Source organism: Streptomyces pratensis (assembly GCF_037137275.1).
GTDB classification, from domain to species: domain Bacteria; phylum Actinomycetota; class Actinomycetes; order Streptomycetales; family Streptomycetaceae; genus Streptomyces; species Streptomyces pratensis_B.
On record NZ_JBBBEN010000095.1, the window covers coordinates 78,909 to 94,238 of the forward strand.

General features: G+C 74.2%; 12 protein-coding genes. 5 read left to right on the plus strand and 7 right to left on the minus strand.

All coding sequences use genetic code 11. The features are described from left to right. Positions 1 to 102 precede the first annotated feature (102 nt). Entirely contained in the window at positions 103 to 1,278 is a 1,176-nt protein-coding gene (locus tag V9U70_RS21780) for a PP2C family protein-serine/threonine phosphatase (RefSeq protein ID WP_336677701.1), read from the minus strand. Positions 1,279 to 1,364: 86 nt separating this feature from the next. Here V9U70_RS21780 and V9U70_RS21785 point away from each other — a divergent pair, with 86 nt between their 5' ends. Both V9U70_RS21785 and V9U70_RS21790 read left to right on the plus strand, forming a co-directional pair. Then, complete coding sequence (locus tag V9U70_RS21785; protein ID WP_336677703.1) at positions 1,365 to 1,880, plus strand: MarR family winged helix-turn-helix transcriptional regulator; 516 nt, start codon at positions 1,365 to 1,367, stop codon at positions 1,878 to 1,880. A gap of 348 nt (positions 1,881 to 2,228) precedes the next feature. Beyond that, complete coding sequence (locus tag V9U70_RS21790; RefSeq protein ID WP_336677704.1) at positions 2,229 to 2,591, plus strand: STAS domain-containing protein; 363 nt, start codon at positions 2,229 to 2,231, stop codon at positions 2,589 to 2,591. A 19-nt stretch (positions 2,592 to 2,610) separates the two neighbouring features. On the opposite strand, the gene V9U70_RS21795 is transcribed toward V9U70_RS21790, so the two are convergent. After that, positions 2,611 to 3,306 (minus strand): (2Fe-2S)-binding protein, encoded by a 696-nt coding sequence (locus V9U70_RS21795; RefSeq protein ID WP_336677705.1) that lies wholly within the window; start codon positions 3,304 to 3,306, stop codon positions 2,611 to 2,613. 242 nt (positions 3,307 to 3,548) lie between these two features. On the opposite strand from V9U70_RS21795, the gene V9U70_RS21800 reads away from it, so the two are divergent. Then, the gene (locus tag V9U70_RS21800; protein ID WP_419724008.1) at positions 3,549 to 4,721 is read left to right on the plus strand and encodes a DMT family transporter; all 1,173 of its coding nucleotides are present in this window, start codon (positions 3,549 to 3,551) and stop codon (positions 4,719 to 4,721) included. On the opposite strand, the gene V9U70_RS21805 is transcribed toward V9U70_RS21800, so the two are convergent. Then, complete coding sequence (locus tag V9U70_RS21805; protein ID WP_336677709.1) at positions 4,691 to 6,067, minus strand: transglycosylase family protein; 1,377 nt, start codon at positions 6,065 to 6,067, stop codon at positions 4,691 to 4,693. The genes V9U70_RS21800 and V9U70_RS21805 overlap by 31 nt on opposite strands. A gap of 303 nt (positions 6,068 to 6,370) precedes the next feature. Here V9U70_RS21805 and V9U70_RS21810 point away from each other — a divergent pair, with 303 nt between their 5' ends. After that, the gene (locus V9U70_RS21810; protein ID WP_419724009.1) at positions 6,371 to 6,769 is read left to right on the plus strand and encodes an NUDIX domain-containing protein; all 399 of its coding nucleotides are present in this window, start codon (positions 6,371 to 6,373) and stop codon (positions 6,767 to 6,769) included. A 68-nt stretch (positions 6,770 to 6,837) separates the two neighbouring features. Here the strand turns inward: V9U70_RS21810 and V9U70_RS21815 are convergent, their stop codons facing one another. The 4 genes from V9U70_RS21815 to V9U70_RS21830 form a co-directional block, all read right to left on the minus strand. Beyond that, on the minus strand, positions 6,838 to 7,968 hold the full coding sequence (locus V9U70_RS21815; RefSeq protein WP_336677723.1) for a S1 family peptidase: 1,131 nt from the start codon (positions 7,966 to 7,968) through the stop codon (positions 6,838 to 6,840). Between the two features lie 687 nt (positions 7,969 to 8,655). Beyond that, positions 8,656 to 10,206 carry a carboxylesterase/lipase family protein gene (locus tag V9U70_RS21820; protein ID WP_336677710.1) on the minus strand — a complete coding sequence of 517 codons (1,551 nt, stop codon included), beginning with the start codon at positions 10,204 to 10,206 and terminating at the stop codon, positions 8,656 to 8,658. Positions 10,207 to 10,365: 159 nt separating this feature from the next. Then, positions 10,366 to 11,841, minus strand: a complete 1,476-nt coding sequence (locus V9U70_RS21825; protein ID WP_336677712.1) for a UDP-N-acetylmuramoyl-L-alanyl-D-glutamate--2,6-diaminopimelate ligase — start codon at positions 11,839 to 11,841, stop codon at positions 10,366 to 10,368. 950 nt (positions 11,842 to 12,791) lie between these two features. Next, entirely contained in the window at positions 12,792 to 13,205 is a 414-nt protein-coding gene (locus tag V9U70_RS21830) for a hypothetical protein (protein WP_336677713.1), read from the minus strand. A 532-nt stretch (positions 13,206 to 13,737) separates the two neighbouring features. Here V9U70_RS21830 and V9U70_RS21835 point away from each other — a divergent pair. Further along, positions 13,738 to 15,135, plus strand: a complete 1,398-nt coding sequence (locus V9U70_RS21835) for a type III PLP-dependent enzyme domain-containing protein (RefSeq protein ID WP_336677715.1) — start codon at positions 13,738 to 13,740, stop codon at positions 15,133 to 15,135. The last annotated feature ends 195 nt before the right edge of the window (positions 15,136 to 15,330 follow it).

Genomic DNA, 15,330 nt, shown 5'->3' on the forward strand with positions numbered 1-15,330 from the left:
CGCGCGGGGCCGGGGGCGGCGGGCTTGCTCCGGCTGCGACGCGGCACGCCGAGGCCTCCCACTGCTCCGCCGACGGGAGCAGCGGGGCCGGACCCGGCCCTCTCAGTCGGCGTCGGGCTGCCGGCCGAACCAGTCCAGGCACAGCACCAGCGCGTCGTCGAGCGTCTCGGCGCCCCGGTACTCCGCGAGCTCACCGAGCAGCGCCCGCGGCACGGTGGCGGCCGGAAGCAGTCGCGTCGCCTGGATGGCACGGGCCAGCGCGCGCTCCCCGTACGCCTCGCCCAGCGGGGAGACCGCGTCGTAGACGCCGTCGCTGAGCATCAGCAGCCGGTCGCCGGGCTCCACATGAAGCTCCTGGACCGTGTACTGCGACTCCTGGAACATCCCGAGCGGAAGCTGCGCCTCCAGCTGTACCCGGCCGACCGTACGGCCGCGCTGGAGCCACAGCTGGGGTGATCCTGCGTCGACGACCCCGACCCGTCCGGTCGCCAGCTCGAAGCGGAGCAGCAGCGTGGAGACGTGCGAGGCCCCGCGGTGCTGGTCGTAGAGCGCCTGGTCGGCGAGGGCCGCCTGGTCCGCGATGCCGATACCGGCCCGGCGGGCGTTGCGCAGGGCGTTGACGGCGAGATTGGTCAGCAGAGAGGCCTGTATGCCCTCGCCCATACCGTTGGTCACCGCGACGGTCAGCTCGTCGGCGTCGGCGGCCCAGTCGAAGTTGTCGCCGTGGATGGCGTACGCGGGTTCGAGCTGGGCGCCGATCGCGAACTCCGCCGCGGTGCAGGCGCGGGCCGGCAGCAGCTGCCACTGCATCTCGGCCGCGAGGGTGAGACGGGTGGTGCGCCGGGCGCGCTGATAGAGGTCGGTGTCCCGTTCCGCGACCAGGATCTCGTGGCCCAGCAGATCGGCGACGTGCGTCAGCTCGCCGACCAGCTCGGGGGTGGAGAGCGTCTGGGGCAGCCGGACGGTGAGGATGCCCAGGCGCTCCCCGCGTACGGTCACCGGGAGGTGGTGGTCGACCGCGTCGTCGTGCCGGACCTGCTGCTCGCCGGGCTCCTGGCTGCCGAAGGCCCGGCCCTCGGGGCTGTTGTGCAGGGAGAGCGGCTCGTCGTCGCCGTCGGGCCGGTCCAGGGGCTTGAGGACCCGCAGTCCGTAGTCGGCGAGGTGCAGCTCCACCGCGAGAGCACCGTAGGCGCTGATGAGTCCGGCGCGCAGGGTCGCCAGCAGCGCGTGCGGCGCCGCGGCCCTCACGGCGGCCTCGATGTCCGTTCGTCTGTTCACGGTCTCTCGTGCGTCCTTCGTCCTGCGGCGTGGTGGTGGCCGGGTCCGGGCTGACAAGCAGGCCTGACGGGTGACACAGTGGCTGAATGCCCCACCGAGCCTTCCGCCAGACCAGTCGCGAACAGGTGTCCGCCGACGCCCTCGCAGCCTCGGAACTGCTGGAAGTGCTGTGGGGCCGCGGCCAGGAAGCCGCCGCTTCGGGGACCGTATCGCCCTCCCAGTTGCGGGCCCTGCTCGTCATCGAGCGGCAGGAGGGCACCAATCTGCGCGCGCTGGCGGAGGCCCTCGGGTCCCGCGCGCCTTCCGTGAGCAGGCTGTGCGACCGCATGGAGGCCATGGGGCTCGTCCAGCGGGAGCCGAGTCCGGTCAGCCGGCGTGAGGTGGAGCTGCGACTGAGCCTGCGCGGCCGCACCCTGCTGGAAGAGTACCGGGCCCTGCGCGCCGGGGAGCTGAACGCCGTCCTCGACCGGATGGGTCCTGCCGCGGTCGCGGCGCTCGCCGAGGGCCTGCGGGCCTTCCACGCGGCCGCCTCGGAGCGCCTCTCCCCTCAGAAGGGCACGGCAAGATCGCGCGTCCGGGACGATGTCGCCGACAGTGCTTAGGGGCGTCCGTCCGGCTCGGCAGGATCGGGGCCGTCGGCGGCGGGCGCACGGCCGCACGGGAGATGGGGTCATGGCGAGGCCATGATGGCCGCGGACGAGCCCGGCATGATCCTCATGAGAGGCCCTGGCCTCATCCAGCCCCTGCTTCCGCATCCATCGGCCCGTTGCCCTCGCCGGTCGGCCGAGCAACCGTCAGGGATCAGATTGTTACCAGATGGAGAATGTTGTCAAATAGCAACTGTTACTTCTATCGTTACTCCGTACCCCGCCCCGACCAGGGACGGAACCGCGTCGGCCCGTCCGACGGAGCGGCTCCCGTCCCCTCCCGAACCGTCCGAGGTGCCCTCCGTGCTTTCATCGCCCCACGAAGACAAGGCAGTCAGCGTCACCACCCGCCAGGAGCGGGGTGCTCTGGTTCTGGCCGTCTCGGGTGACCTCGACGTCGACAGCGTCCCACCGCTGGGCCTCGCACTCACCGCTGCGGCCGCGGAGGGGGCGGGGCCGGTCGTGGTGGATCTCTCCGGCGTGGGCTTCGCGGACTCCACCACGGTGAACGTGCTGCTCCAGAGCCACACCGCCCTGGGCGACCGGCTGCGGCTGGCCGCCCCTTCCCCGTTCATGCAGCGGCTGATCGGCATGATCGGGCTCGACAGCGCCCTGCCGGTCCTGCCGAGCGTGGACGAGGCCATCGACGCCGTACTGCCGTCCTGACGGCCCCGGGGCGGCGCGGCTACCGCCCCGCCCCGGGCGCCCGGTCGAACACGCAGTCCCCGCACAGCCCGCCCCCCGGCGCCCGCCAGTACAGGCAGCAGCTGCGCCGCCGGAACGCCGGTCCGTGCGGGGCCCCGGTGGTGCGCAGCTCTGGGTCGTCGAAGAGCTCGGCCGCCAGCGCGCGGGCCCGCCTGGCCACATCCGGCCGGTCCTGCGCGCGGGCGAAGACGACGAGCTCGCGTACCGCCCCGGCGAGCGCCGACCCCGCGTTGCCCCACAACAGTCGCGGGGAGATGTTCCCGTCGTGCCGGAACGCGCGCGCCAGGGGCGCCAGGTGGCCGTACTGGACCTCCTCGCGGATGCGGGCCGCCGTGCCGGGCAGCTCTTCCGTGTCCGCGAGCCACAGGTCCTGCGGGGCGGTGGAGAGCGGGTCCCAGTGGAGGGCGCCGGGCGCCAGGGCGGGGAGACGGCCGAAGAGCGCGGCGGAGCCCAGCGCGATCGACCAGAGCCGCGCGGCCAGCCCGAGGTGGGCGATGGAGGCGGCGACCCTGCGCTCGGGGGCGGAGAGGCGGTCGGCGACCCGGTCGACACGCTCGGTGAGCGGCCCGGTCTCGCCCGCGTAGAGCCGCGCCATGGGACGGTGGGCGCCGCCCCGCACCGGGGTGGTCCGCAGCGCGAAGAATCCTCCGACGGACGCCATGAGCGTCAGGTCCATGCCATGCTCCTCTCGGCCCGCGGCCGGTCGGTCGCCGTGCCCGCGACAGGCCCTACGGGGACCGGCCGTACCGGTGTCGCCGCTCACGTTATCCGGCGGCGGACCGCTTCTGACGGCCGGGGGAAACGGGGCCACCGTCGAGAGGAGGACGTCGGCCCGAGGGGCGTACTACCGGAGCAGTACGCCGAAATGCCGCCTCAAGGACGACGACGCGGGGCTCCGGACGGGACATCGTGGGGTACATGAGCTCCCTTGCGCTGTCCGTGCTGCTGTCACTGATCTCCGCGGTAGCCTACGCGGCCGGGGCGATCATCCAGGAGCGCGTGGCCGCGACCGGCGACACCTCCTCGTCCGCCCTGGTGCGCAACGGGGTGTGGTGGGTCGCCGTGCTGCTCAACGGGGTCGGCGCGATCCTGCACGTGATCGCCCTGGCCTACGGTCCGCTGAGCCTGGTCCAGCCGCTCGGCGCGCTGACGATCGTCTTCGCCCTGCCGCTGGCGGCCCTCTTCGTACGGCGCGGTACCGGCGCGACGGCCTGGCGTGGCGCGCTCATGGCGACGTCCGGGCTCGGCGGGCTGCTGGCGCTCACCGGGGACGCGGCGCCGCACACCCTTGACGGTCCCGAGCGACTGCTGCTGGCGACGGTGGCGTTCGGGGCGGTCGCCGCGGTCGTGGTGCTGGCACGCGGGCTGCGCCGCCCGGTCCTGCGGGGCGTCGTCCTGGCCACGGGGGCCGGCGGGGCGTTCGGCATGGCCTCGGTGTTCACCAAGACCGTGGCCGTGGAGTGGACGTCCGGCTCGGTCACCTCGGGGCTGCCGACGCTGCTGGTGATCGCCGGGCTCGCGGCGGCGGGCCTGCTGCTGGCCCAGGCGGCCTACCGCGGTGCGGGGCTCACGGCCCCGCTGGCGACAGTGACGGTGGTCAACCCGGTGGTGGCCGCCGCAGTCGGCATCACCCTGTTCGGCGAGCACTTCCGCCACGGCGCGCCGGGCACGGCGCTGGCCCTCGCCTGCGGGGTGCTCGCGGCGGGCGGCCTCGTCCTGCTGACGCGGGAGCGGCTGAGCGCGGAGCGCGCCGGGAAGCGGCGGACGGCCCTGGACCGGGCCGGGGACAGGGCGCGGCACGGGCAGGCGGTCGCCGATGCCGCGCCGGGCGGCGCGGGGCCTTCCGCCGCGCGGGCCACGGCCGCCGCGCCGCCGGTGGGCGCGGCGCGAGGGGGCGGCGGTGTGGTGCTCGCGCCCGCGGTGCTCGTCGCGGAGCCGGCCGGACCTGGACCGGCCCTCGTACCGCACACCTCATCGCCGCGACTGCCGCCGGGGCGTGCCGTGCCGCGGGCGGAGTCCGGGGCGCCGCGGCGGCCCGTAGGGCGCGTTTGGCGGGCGGGTCAGACCCTGACGCCGCCCGCCCGGAGGTAGGCGAGCGGGTCGATGTCCGACCCGTAGCCGGGGCCCGTCCGGATCTCGAAGTGGAGGTGGGGCCCCGTGCTGTTGCCCGTGGAGCCGGAGCGGGCGATCCGCTGCCCGCCGGAGACCGACTGCCCTGCCCGCACGTGGAGTGCGGAGAGATGGGCGTACTGGCTGAACCTGCCGTCGTCGTGCCGGATGACGACCTCGTAGCCGTACGCTCCCGCCCAGCCGGCGGAGACGACCCGGCCCGAAGACACCGACTTCACCGGTGTGCCGGTGGGCACGGGGAAGTCGACGCCGGTGTGGTAGCCACTGGACCAGGAGCCGGCCTGCCGGTAAGGGGTACCGGTGCCGGCGGCCACCGGGGCGCTGAAACCCGTGTGCTTCACGGCCCGCTCGGGCGCGGGCTGTTCCTTGCGGGGCGCGGCCTGCTTCGGCGTTTCCTTCTTCGGTGCTTCCTTCTCGGGCGCCGCCCGCTCGGGCGCCGCCTGCTTCGGCGCCGCCTGCTTGGGTGCTGCCTGCTTGGGTGCTGCCTGCTTGGGTGCCGCCGCGGGCCGTTCGGCCTTCTTCGCCTCGGGTTCGGCCGCCGGGCGCGAGGGCTTCGGGGCGGCCTTCTCCGTCGTCGGCGCCGGCTTCTCGGCGCTCTTCCGGTCGGTCGGCTTCGTCGCCCCGCCGGCAGCGAGGCTCAGCCGCTGACCGGGGAAGATCAGGTCGGGGTCCTCCCCGACGACTGTGCGGTTGGCCGCGTAGAGCCCCTGCCAGCCGCCTCGTACGCGCTCCGTGGCCGCGATCCCGGAGAGGGAGTCGCCGCTCGCCACGGTGTAGGAGTCCCGCTTGCCGGGCACGTGGGTCGGCGTCGCCTCTGCGGGACGCTCCTGGGCCCGGCGGGGCGGTGCGCTCTGCGGAGCCGCGGCCCGTACGGCTCGGCTGCCCGCACTCTGCGCGGCGGTCGCCGTCTGCGGACCGGCCTGCGGCGCGTCCCCGGCCAGCCCCGCACGGTCCGAACAGGTCGGCCACGCGCCGGGGCCCTGGCCGTCCAGGACCTTCTCGGCGACGGCTATCTGCTGGTCGCGGGTGGCGAGATCGGCGCGCGGCGCGTACTGCGTGCCGCCGAAGGCCGCCCAGGTGGAACCGCTGAACTGGAGGCCGCCGTAGTAGCCGTTGCCCGTGTTGACTGTCCAGTCGCCGCTGGACTCGCAGGCGGCCACCTTCTCCCAGGTCTCGCTCGAAGCGGCCCCCGCCGAGGTCGCGGCGATGAGCGGGAGCGCGAGGCCCGCGCCGCTCGCCGTCACCGTGAGCGAGACGCGGTTGATACGGCTGGGCTGATACCTGCGGTGCCGTCCGTTCGCGGCCATACCTGGCTCCCCCACTGGCTCAGTGACTCATCGCAAGGGGCAACGTAGGTCGGCACCGTGACTGAGCGCAAGCAAAAGGTGATACTCGGCCGCCCGCTGACGACGCATGGCTGGAATACGCCGCACCAGGGCGGAGGGGCCGGCCGGACGCGCGGCGCCTCCGACGCGTGTCCCGAGGGCGTGTGTCCGGCCGGGACACGCCGTGCGTGAATATGCCCCCAGGGACCGGCACTGCTCCCCTCCCACGCCCCGCGTCCGGGTCGCCGCCTACGTGATAGGGCGTCACCCCTCATCGCACTCCCGGTGTTCGACCACCCGGACGCTCCCGAGGCGGGTGTCCAGGTCCCCGTGGGCGGCGTCCGGCCGGGCGAGACGCCAAAATGCGCCGTGCTGCGCGAGGTCGCAGAGGAGACCGGACTGACCGACGTCCGCGTCATGCGGCGGCTCGCGGTGGACGGTCGCGCGCATCCCGTGACCAGGCAGCCCCGCCTGACCACGTTTCACCTGCTGGAGGCTCCGGGGGACGGCCCGTCGACCTGGGAGCACCGCGTCCGCGGGGAGGGGAACGACGCGAGGATGCGGTTCGTCTGCCGGTTCGCGCCATTCCCTCTGCCGGAGCCGTTGGCCGATGCGCAGGACGTATGGCTCGGACGTGTCGACCCGGGCTGGGCCCCGCCCGGGGCCGCCGGCAGCGGGGGCTGACGCCGTGTTCCGGCACGGCCGACGGGAGCCGCGCCGTCTGTCGGTCAGACGGGCGCGGCTCCCGCGCGTCACGCGGTGTGCAGGGTCAGCCCGTACCGGTTGAGGATCTCGTTGACCGGCTGGTACCAGGTCTCGCCGCCGCCGGAGCAGTTGCCCCAGCCGCCGGAGGTGACCCCCTGGGCCTGGTCGCCGCTGATGAACGAGCCGCCGGAGTCACCGCCCTCGGCGCAGACGCTCGTCTTGGTCATCTGGTGCACCGCGCCCTGGCTGTAGTTGACGGTCTCGTTCTTGGCCAGGACCCGGCCGCAGTGCCAGCGCGTGGTGGAACCGGAACGGCAGATCGAGGCGCCGATCGGAGCCTCGTTGGAGCCGCGGACCAGCTGGTCGGACACGGTCCCCCAGCCGAGGACGACCGGCACGGTCCACCAGCCGTTCGCCACGTTCACCCAGGCGTAGTCGTTTCCGGGGAAGGACGAGCCCTGGAAGTTGCCGATGGCCGATCCGTCCCAGCCACGCACGGACTGGCCGACTCCGCCGCAGTGGCCTGCGGTGACGAAGCCGCCGTGCACGGAGAATCCGATGGAGCAGCGGACGTTGCCGGTGTAGTAGGGGTCACCGCCGACCGTTCCGGCCGCGAAGGTCTGCGGCGCTTCGGCCGTCGTTCCCACCGTGACGGGGCCGGCCTTCCGGGCCTTGGCCACGAACGCCCGGACATCGTTGTCAGTCTGCTGGGACTCCACGACGTTCACGACGACGCTGCTGGTCGCCGGGTCGACGTGCCAGCTGCTCACCCCGGCCGGTGCGGGCAGCGCGTCGATGCGCGCCTTCGCGGCATCGAGCTGCTTCGCCGAGTGTTCGACGAGCCGGGTTCGGGCGCCGGTGGCCCGGACCGCGGCGGCCTTGGCCGTGTCCGTCACCGCGACGGTGAGCTTCCCGGTCTCCGCGTCGAACCAGGAGCCGCCGTAGGCGGCTCCCGCGGCGCGCTCGGCCTTCGGCTCCAGCGCCGTCGCCGCCTTCTCGTCGGCGAGCCGCGCACGGGCCTGGTCGTCGGTGAGGCCGAGGTCGCGCTGCATCGCGGAGAGCAGCGCCGCGGAGGCGGGAGGGCCGGCGGAGTCGGCGGGGGCGGCCGAAGCGGTCGCGGGGCCGGCAGCGGCCCAGGCGCCGAGGAGCAGGAGTGCGGAGAGACCGGTCCGCAGCATGGTTGCGTGTCTCAAGGGGATGACCTTCCTGTTGTTCCAACGACGTGGGAGTGGAACGGGAGGCGTCCGGGAGCGCATGCCGATCGTGCCTGAGAGCGCTCTCAGGTATGCCGTCCCGGACTGTAGTGGAGTTTTTTGGTCAGGTCCATGCCAATGACGTACGTGAACCGGCTCGCCGGAACGTCCGGTCGGGCCCGGCACCGGCGCGCGCCGACCGCCGCTCCCGGGGCCGAGCGGACGTGCCCGTCCGGTTCACCGGCACAGGTCCTACTGTCACAGGAACCCGGCGCGGACCCAGCCCGAAGAGCGGACCATGACCGAATCCCACAGCGGACGAGGCCGAGGGCCACCCGCCGCCGCGTCGGCGGGACCACTGGCCGCGCCGCTCGGAGGGCGCGGGGTGCTCAGCACCGGGGGCGGCCGCCGGGCGGTGGAGGAAACTGGCCGAGAAGCACGTCCCCGCGGCTCGGACCGCTCGGCTCCCGCACCCGCTTTCCCGGACCGGCCGGTTCGGAGACCGCCTTCGCGGCCACGGACGACCATGGCTCGGCGGTCCGACTCCGCGGTCCGGCTCCGCCTCGACGCGAGCGCGCCCGCCCCCGACCGCGCGGCCCGGGCGGGCGCTTTCGCCAAGGAGGCGGGCCGGGCGCTCCTCGGCTTCGCCGACTACGCAGTCGAGGCGGGCCGTTACGGCGGCAGAAGAGGCAACCCGGCCGCGCGCCACAGATCGCGGAAGCCGCCCCTCGCCCCGATCGCGCCCACGCCTTCGTCCGCCGCCTCCCGCTCGTCCGCGGCCGCTCCCTCTGTCTCCGTGCGCCAGATCCGTACCGGCGCCCCGCTGTCGGCGGGTCCGCCCAAGGGCTCCCAGCCGGGGTCGCCGTGGGCCGCGAAGTCGGCCCAGCTCCGTGTCATGCGTCGCGCCAGCTCGTGGTCGGCGCGGCCGGGCGGGCCGCCGATGAGGAAGTGGACGCTCTCCTCGTGGAGGTTGCCGAAGGCGAACGGGATGTCCGCGCAGTGCCAGGCCCGGACTTGTTGGCCCCGGCCGACCCGGCGCCGGTCGAAGCGGGCGAGGTGCGCGCGACCGCCGGCCCGTGCGTGGGCCTCTGCCAGGCGGGTGCTGTACTCGGCGAACAGGAGGTCCGCGTACACAGCCAGGTAGACGTCGAGCACCGCAGCGGTCGGCAGACGGCCGCGGTAGCCCTCGACCAGGGACGCGGGAAGCCCGAAGTCGGCTGTGAACGCGTCGAGCTGTTCCCGGGTCGTGACCTTCGCGCTGCTGCCGACCGCGTCCAGGAGCCAGTACTCCTCCGTGGTGTGGCAGACCAGCAGCTCCACGCCACCGCCCGCACCGGCCGCCAGCGCCTCCAGCGGGTCGGCCGGCAGGAGAGCGCCGTCGGTGACCGGGCCGTAGATCGCGGGGTCGTAGTGCCGGTGCCCCGAGCCGGGGTCTCGCGCGTACCGGTCGGCGACCCGGTCGGACGCGGCCACGAGGGCGTGCGGGGAGGCGGCGAGAAGCCCGGCGGCGGTGGCGGGTGTCCCGGCGGCCGCGGCGACCTCGGCTGTGGTGCGGGCCGCTTCCGCCACCGAGGCACAGGAGTTGACGGCGCTGTGCAGGACAGCGCGGCGGAACAGGCCGCGCGCCCGGCCCGCCACCGTCAGGCAGGCCGCCGAGGTGGCTCCGGAGGACTGCCCGGCCAGCGTCACCCTCTCGGGGGAGCCGCCGAACGCGGCGATGTTGTCCCGCACCCACTCCAGGGCGGCGATCTGGTCGAGCAGCCCCCGGTTGTCGGGGAAGGGCGCGCCGGGGACGTGACCGAACCCCTCGAAGCCCAGGCGGCTGTTCAGGGTGACGACGACCAGCCCCCGGCCGGCCAGTGCGGTGCCGTCGAAGTCGGGCTGGGCAGAGGAGCCGAAGACGTACGCGCCACCGTGGAGCCAGACCCAGACGGGCAGATCGCCCGGCCCCTCTGCGGGTGTCCAGATGTTCAGCGTGAGGATGTCCTCGTCCCCCGGCGACCAGACGGGCGCGCCGGGCAGTTCCGCCGACTGAGGGGCCACGGGTCCGAAGGCGGTGCAGTCGCGTATCCCGTCCCAGGGCTTTGCCGGGTGGGGCTCCCGGAATCGTCGGACGCCGAACGGCGGTGCCGCGTAAGGGAGGCCCCGTACGGTGACGACCTCCCGGTCACGCTCGGCTCGCCGCCCCCGCACCCGGCCCGACTTCGTCGTGAAGACGTCCACTGTGCCCGCTCCCCCGTTGCGCTCCGCGGCCCGGCGTTCAGGTGCGGCCGGGCCAGCATCCCAGGTCGTCGGCTGCCGCACCACCACCTTGATCGTCGCGAATTGACGCACCGGCGTGGTGAATCGCCGTACGGCGGAGCCCGTCGGCCCGCCGCCCCTCTACGTCTCGATCAGCTCCCGCACGGTGGCCATGTCGCTGAACGGCAGCAGTTCACCCCCGACGCTCTGGTGCGGTTCGCTGCCCTTGCCCGCGATGAGCACGATGTCGCCCGGCCGCGCCGCCGCCAGTGCGGCGGCGATCGCCAGGCGGCGGTCGGTGTGCCGCTCGAACGGCGTCCCGGTCGACGCGATGCCGGGCGCGATCTGGTCGAGGATCGCCTCCGGGTCCTCGTGACGGGGGTTGTCCGAGGTGAGCACACACAGGTCGGAGTGGGTGCCCGCGATCTCGCCCATCTCGACGCGCTTGGTGGTGTCGCGGTCGCCGCCGCAGCCGAAGACGGTGATGACCCGGCCCCGGGCGAAGCCCCGGATCGTGGTGAGGACCTTGCTGAGGGAGTCCGGCGAGTGGGCGTAGTCCACGATCACCGACGCCCCCTCGGGGGTGTGGAGCCGTTCGAAGCGGCCGGGGATCTGCGGCATCCGCTCCAGCGCGTCGACCAGCCCGGCCAGGCCGTGGCCGAGCAGATGGCAGGCCGCCAGCGTCGCCAGCGCGTTGGACACCGAGAACCGGCCCGGCGAGGGGATCGCCGCCGGGTACTTACGGCCGTCGTGGTGCAGGGTGAAGCGGGTTCCGGAGGCGTCCACCGCGAGGTCGCTCGCACGGTAGTCCGCGTCGCCGTCCAGCGCGTACGTGGTCACCGCGTCGGGCATCAACTTCCGGATGCCGGCGCCCACCGGGTCGTCGGCGTTGACCACGGCGCGCCGGCACAGGCCCTGGAAGAGACGGAGCTTGGCGTTCCGGTAGTTCTCCATGGTGCCGTGGTCGTCGAGGTGGTCCTGGGTGAGGTTCGTGAAGACGCCGACGTCGATGAACGTACGCTCCAGGCGGTGCGTCAGCAGGCCCATCGAGGTCGCCTCCAGGACGACGCTGCCGGTCTCGCGGTCGCGCATGTGTCCCAGGAGGTACTGGAGATCGGGCGACTCCGGGGTGGTCAGCACCGAGGGCGGCATCGGAATGAACTCGTCCCCGATCCTGCTGCCGGCTGTGCCGATCACACCGACGCGTACCCCCTCGGCGAGCCGCAGCACCGATTCCGTCATGTACGAGACGGACGTCTTGCCGTTGGTCCCGGTGATGGCGATCAGGTCCATCGCGCGGCCCGGCTCACCGTGGTAGCGGGAGGCGACGACGGCGGCGGCCCTGCGGACGTCGGGCACGCGCACCGCGCACACATCGCCCACGGCCGGGGGCAGAGGGACCGACTGCTCGTCCACCAGGACGGCGACCGCGCCGCGCGCGACCGCCGGGGCGACGGCTTCCGGGCCGCCCGCGGCGTGGTCCGGCACCGCGACGAAGACCGAGCCCGGCGTGACACGGTCCGCGTCGAACGTCGCCCCGGAGGTGACGTCCGTGCGGTCGGGGCTTCCCCTCAGCACGTGGTGGTCCTGCCCGGCCAGTAGGTCGCTCAGCTTCACGTTGGTCCCTTCGAATGCGGCGCCGACCCGCTCGTGCGGACGTCGCCGGGAAGCGGCACGGGCGGTGCGCCGCGGGCCGGATGGTGTGGAGCCGTGGTGGATCTCGCGTCCGGCGGGGCCGGAGGCGGCGGTGGTCTTCGGCCCTCGGCCGGCCGAAGTGACGGGGACCGTGCGGAGAGGAGAGGAGGCTCTGCGGAGGGGCGGCGGGGCAGAGCACGCCGAACGCCGCGGTGCGGAACGCCGGGGAGGAGCGCTAGCCGTGGCCGTGCAGTGCCGTGCGTCCCGTGCCGGGGGCCGCCTCTGCCGGGAGCGGGACGACGGCCGCGCGCGTGGCGGCGGGAGGCGTCGCGAAGGGGGCCCGGCGCGGGCACCTCCTCGGTTCGACGCTATGTCCCATGGGCCGAGTGTACGTCCGGTGGGAAGCGCCGCGGTCCGCCCCGTCCCGGCGGGACCGTCTGGGGCAGCGGAGCCCGAGTGCGTGGTGGGGCGCGGGCGGCCGCCGCCGGCTTCCGCGGGGCCGCACTTGGGCACGGGTCCCACCGCCAGGGGAGCCGTCGGGGCCGGTGCCGACAGCGCGACGGGCCCCCGTCTCTCCGAGCCACGACGCCTACGCTCCGGGGCGGCGAACAGGCCGCCCGGTCGAGGCGGGCCGCCGCGTCCGGGTCCGGGACGGGGGGAGCGGCTGCGGGAGGCGCGGGGGCCGGGCCCGGTCGCACCGTCGTGCCGCTCCCCCGCCCGGGCCGCTGAGGGCACGGCGGGGTGCGGGACGGGCACAGGGGCTCGGACCCCCGTCGTTCGGTCCACCGGGAGGCTGCACCGTACGACTGCTGTGTGCAGCAGCCGTCATGGTGGGCAGTCTGCATCCGGAGGACAAGCCGGGCGACCGGGAGACTCAGGTGCTGCTGGCGGAGGGCCCCTTGTGTGGTCACCCTGTCGAGGCGCCACACGGCCTACGGGCGGGCGTCGAGGCGGTGCTGGATGCCTCCGTCGGGTCCGAACACGTCCAGGAGATACCCCTTGCTCAGGTCTACGCTCTTCTCGCGCTTCAGATAGTCGGTGAGAGAGACCTTCATGCGGTCGAAGGGTTCGGCGTCCGCATCGGCGCTGTGCGTCCACACGGTCAGCAACGGCACGCCGGCGGGGCCGTCGTCGCGCTGGATGCCGTACACGTCCTTGTCCCCGCTCGCCTGCCGGTAGTGGTCGGCGAGCTGCATGGCGGCGGCGGGAGCGACTGTGGTGGTCGTGGTCGGCCGCGGTGACTCGGTGGAGTGGCCCCTGGTCGTGCCGGAGTCCAGGGCGCAGCCCCCGAGTAAGGGCAGGGCTGCGGTGAACGGTATGGCGGCAAGGCGGACAAGTTTCCTCATGAGGCCATAGTCGCCGTTGGCGCAGCGCGGCGGAATGCCCCGAGGCATGGACGCAGCCTCAGTCAGCCGTAACGGTCCGGAGTGAGCTCACGCCCGACGCCGTCCCCGACCCCGCCACCGTCCAGCCTGTCGTGGTCTCCGTGACCGACGCCCCGCTGTTTCCGATCGGCACGGACGAGCCGGGCGGCGAGAGTGCGGTACAGGACGTGCTGCCGGATCTCGCGGCCGTCACGCGGTAACTCGGCTTCCGGTACTCGGGAGCCGGCACCGCCTGTGCGACCGACCCCGGGTCCGCCGCCGGGGGCCGGCTGTTCCGAGGGCCGCGCCCCGCTCATCCGGCGCCCGCGCCACTGCGGCCGAATCGGTCGCGGGGCGGACGACGGTTCACCGCGCAGCGGAAGCGTGCCAGAGAGCGCCCGGTGACGCCCGACCGTCCGAGCGAAGAGGACCCCGTCGGAGCCGGGGCCCGCCCCGGCCCGGGCGTCTGCGGCGTAGTGCAGACCTGGAGGCGGCCATCAGCGATGGTGGCCGTATGACACAGACGCCTTCCCCGGAACACGAGCACACCGGCACGGCACCGCCCCCCGCCCGGTACGACGCCGCCGTCCGGGCGGCCGTGGAGCGCCGACTGCTCAGCGAGGCCGGGCCCGTCGCCGGTTTCATCGACACGGACGGGGTGCGCGCCTCGGTCGCCGCCCTGCACGGCGCCTTCGTCGGCGCACCCGGCGCCGTCCTGCACACGTTCGCGGCCAAGGCCTGCTCCCTCATCCCCGTGCTACGGCTGCTCGCCGACCTCGGTATGGGATGCGAGGTGGCGAGCCCGGGGGAGCTCCGTCTCGCACTGGAGGCCGGATTCACCCCCGCCTCCGTCGTGCTGGACTCCCCCGCCAAGACCCGTGAGGAGATCCGGCTGGCGCTCGCCCTCGGGGTTGCGGTGAACGCCGACAATTTCGACGAACTGCGTCGCGTCGACGCCCTGCGGAGCGGGGGCACCGACTCCGTGGTCGGACTGCGGGCCAATCCCCAGGTGGGCGGAGGCTCGATCGGGCCGATGAGCACCGCGACGGACACCGCCAAGTTCGGAGTGGCGCTGCGCGATCCGGGGGCCCGCGAGGCTGTCGTGCGGGCGTTCGAGGACCGTCCGTGGCTGTCCCGGCTGCACGCCCACGTCGGGTCCCAGGGCTGCCCACTGGAATTGATCGCGGCCGGAGTGGCACAGACCTACGAACTGGCCGAGGAGATCAACACACGTCTCGGCTCCCGGCGGGTGACCAGTCTGGACATCGGCGGCGGCCTGCCGGTCAACTTCGCCGACGACACCGTGCGCCCCACCTACGCCGACTACGTCGCCGCCCTCGAAGCGGCCGCCCCCGGCCTCTTCTCCGGCCGTTACGCCCTGGTCACCGAGTTCGGCCGGTCGCTGCTCGCGAAGAACGGGTTCATCGGGGCCCGTGTGGAGTACACGAAGAACGCCGGGGGCCGCCGGATCGCGATCACCCACGCGGGGGCGCAGACGGCCACCCGTACCGTCCTCATGCCCGACGCCTGGCCGCTGCGGATCGGTGCGTTCGACCCCGCAGGACGGCCCAAGGGCGGCCCGGTGCTGGCGCAGGACATCGCGGGCCCGTGCTGCTTCGCGGGGGACGTCGTGGCGTTCGGCCGGGAGCTGCCGGAGCTGGCCGAGGGCGATGTGGTCGTGCTGTACGACACGGGGGCGTACTACTTCTCCACCCCGTGGGCGTACAACAGCCTGCCGCGGCCCGCCGTCTACGGCTTCCATGCCGCAGGGCCGGACGGCGCGGTGGCATTCGCGACGGTACGGGAGACGCAGACCATGGACGAGATCGCGGCGGAGAGCGGCCTGGCGCACGCGGACGCGCTGGTCCGGCCGGAGGAGCCGGCCGCGGGGGGCCGCTCAGCGCCGCGGTAGCGCCGCGAGCATGGCCTGGCCGGGCGCGCGGCCTCCGAGCGGTCCGGCCGTGCGCCCGGCCAGGCAGGGGCGCGGCCCGCCTTCGCGTTCAGGCCGGCTGGGGCTCCGGCTCCGGGTCCGGCACGGGGTCCGGACCGGGCGGCTGCGGGATCGGGTCCGGTGCCGGGCCGGGCGGCACCGGCGCGGGCCCCGGCG

Excerpts from the sequence above, each read along its gene's own strand:
- V9U70_RS21830 (WP_336677713.1), bottom strand. The coding sequence starts at position 13,205 with ATGAGGAAACTTGTCCGCCTTGCCGCCATACCGTTCACCGCAGCCCTG.
- V9U70_RS21785 (WP_336677703.1), top strand. The coding sequence starts at position 1,365 with ATGCCCCACCGAGCCTTCCGCCAGACCAGTCGCGAACAGGTGTCCGCC.
- V9U70_RS21835 (WP_336677715.1), top strand. The coding sequence starts at position 13,738 with ATGACACAGACGCCTTCCCCGGAACACGAGCACACCGGCACGGCACCG.
- V9U70_RS21795 (WP_336677705.1), bottom strand. The coding sequence starts at position 3,306 with ATGGACCTGACGCTCATGGCGTCCGTCGGAGGATTCTTCGCGCTGCGG.
- V9U70_RS21800 (WP_419724008.1), top strand. The coding sequence starts at position 3,549 with ATGAGCTCCCTTGCGCTGTCCGTGCTGCTGTCACTGATCTCCGCGGTA.
- V9U70_RS21805 (WP_336677709.1), bottom strand. The coding sequence starts at position 6,067 with ATGGCCGCGAACGGACGGCACCGCAGGTATCAGCCCAGCCGTATCAAC.
- V9U70_RS21815 (WP_336677723.1), bottom strand. The coding sequence starts at position 7,968 with ATGCTGCGGACCGGTCTCTCCGCACTCCTGCTCCTCGGCGCCTGGGCC.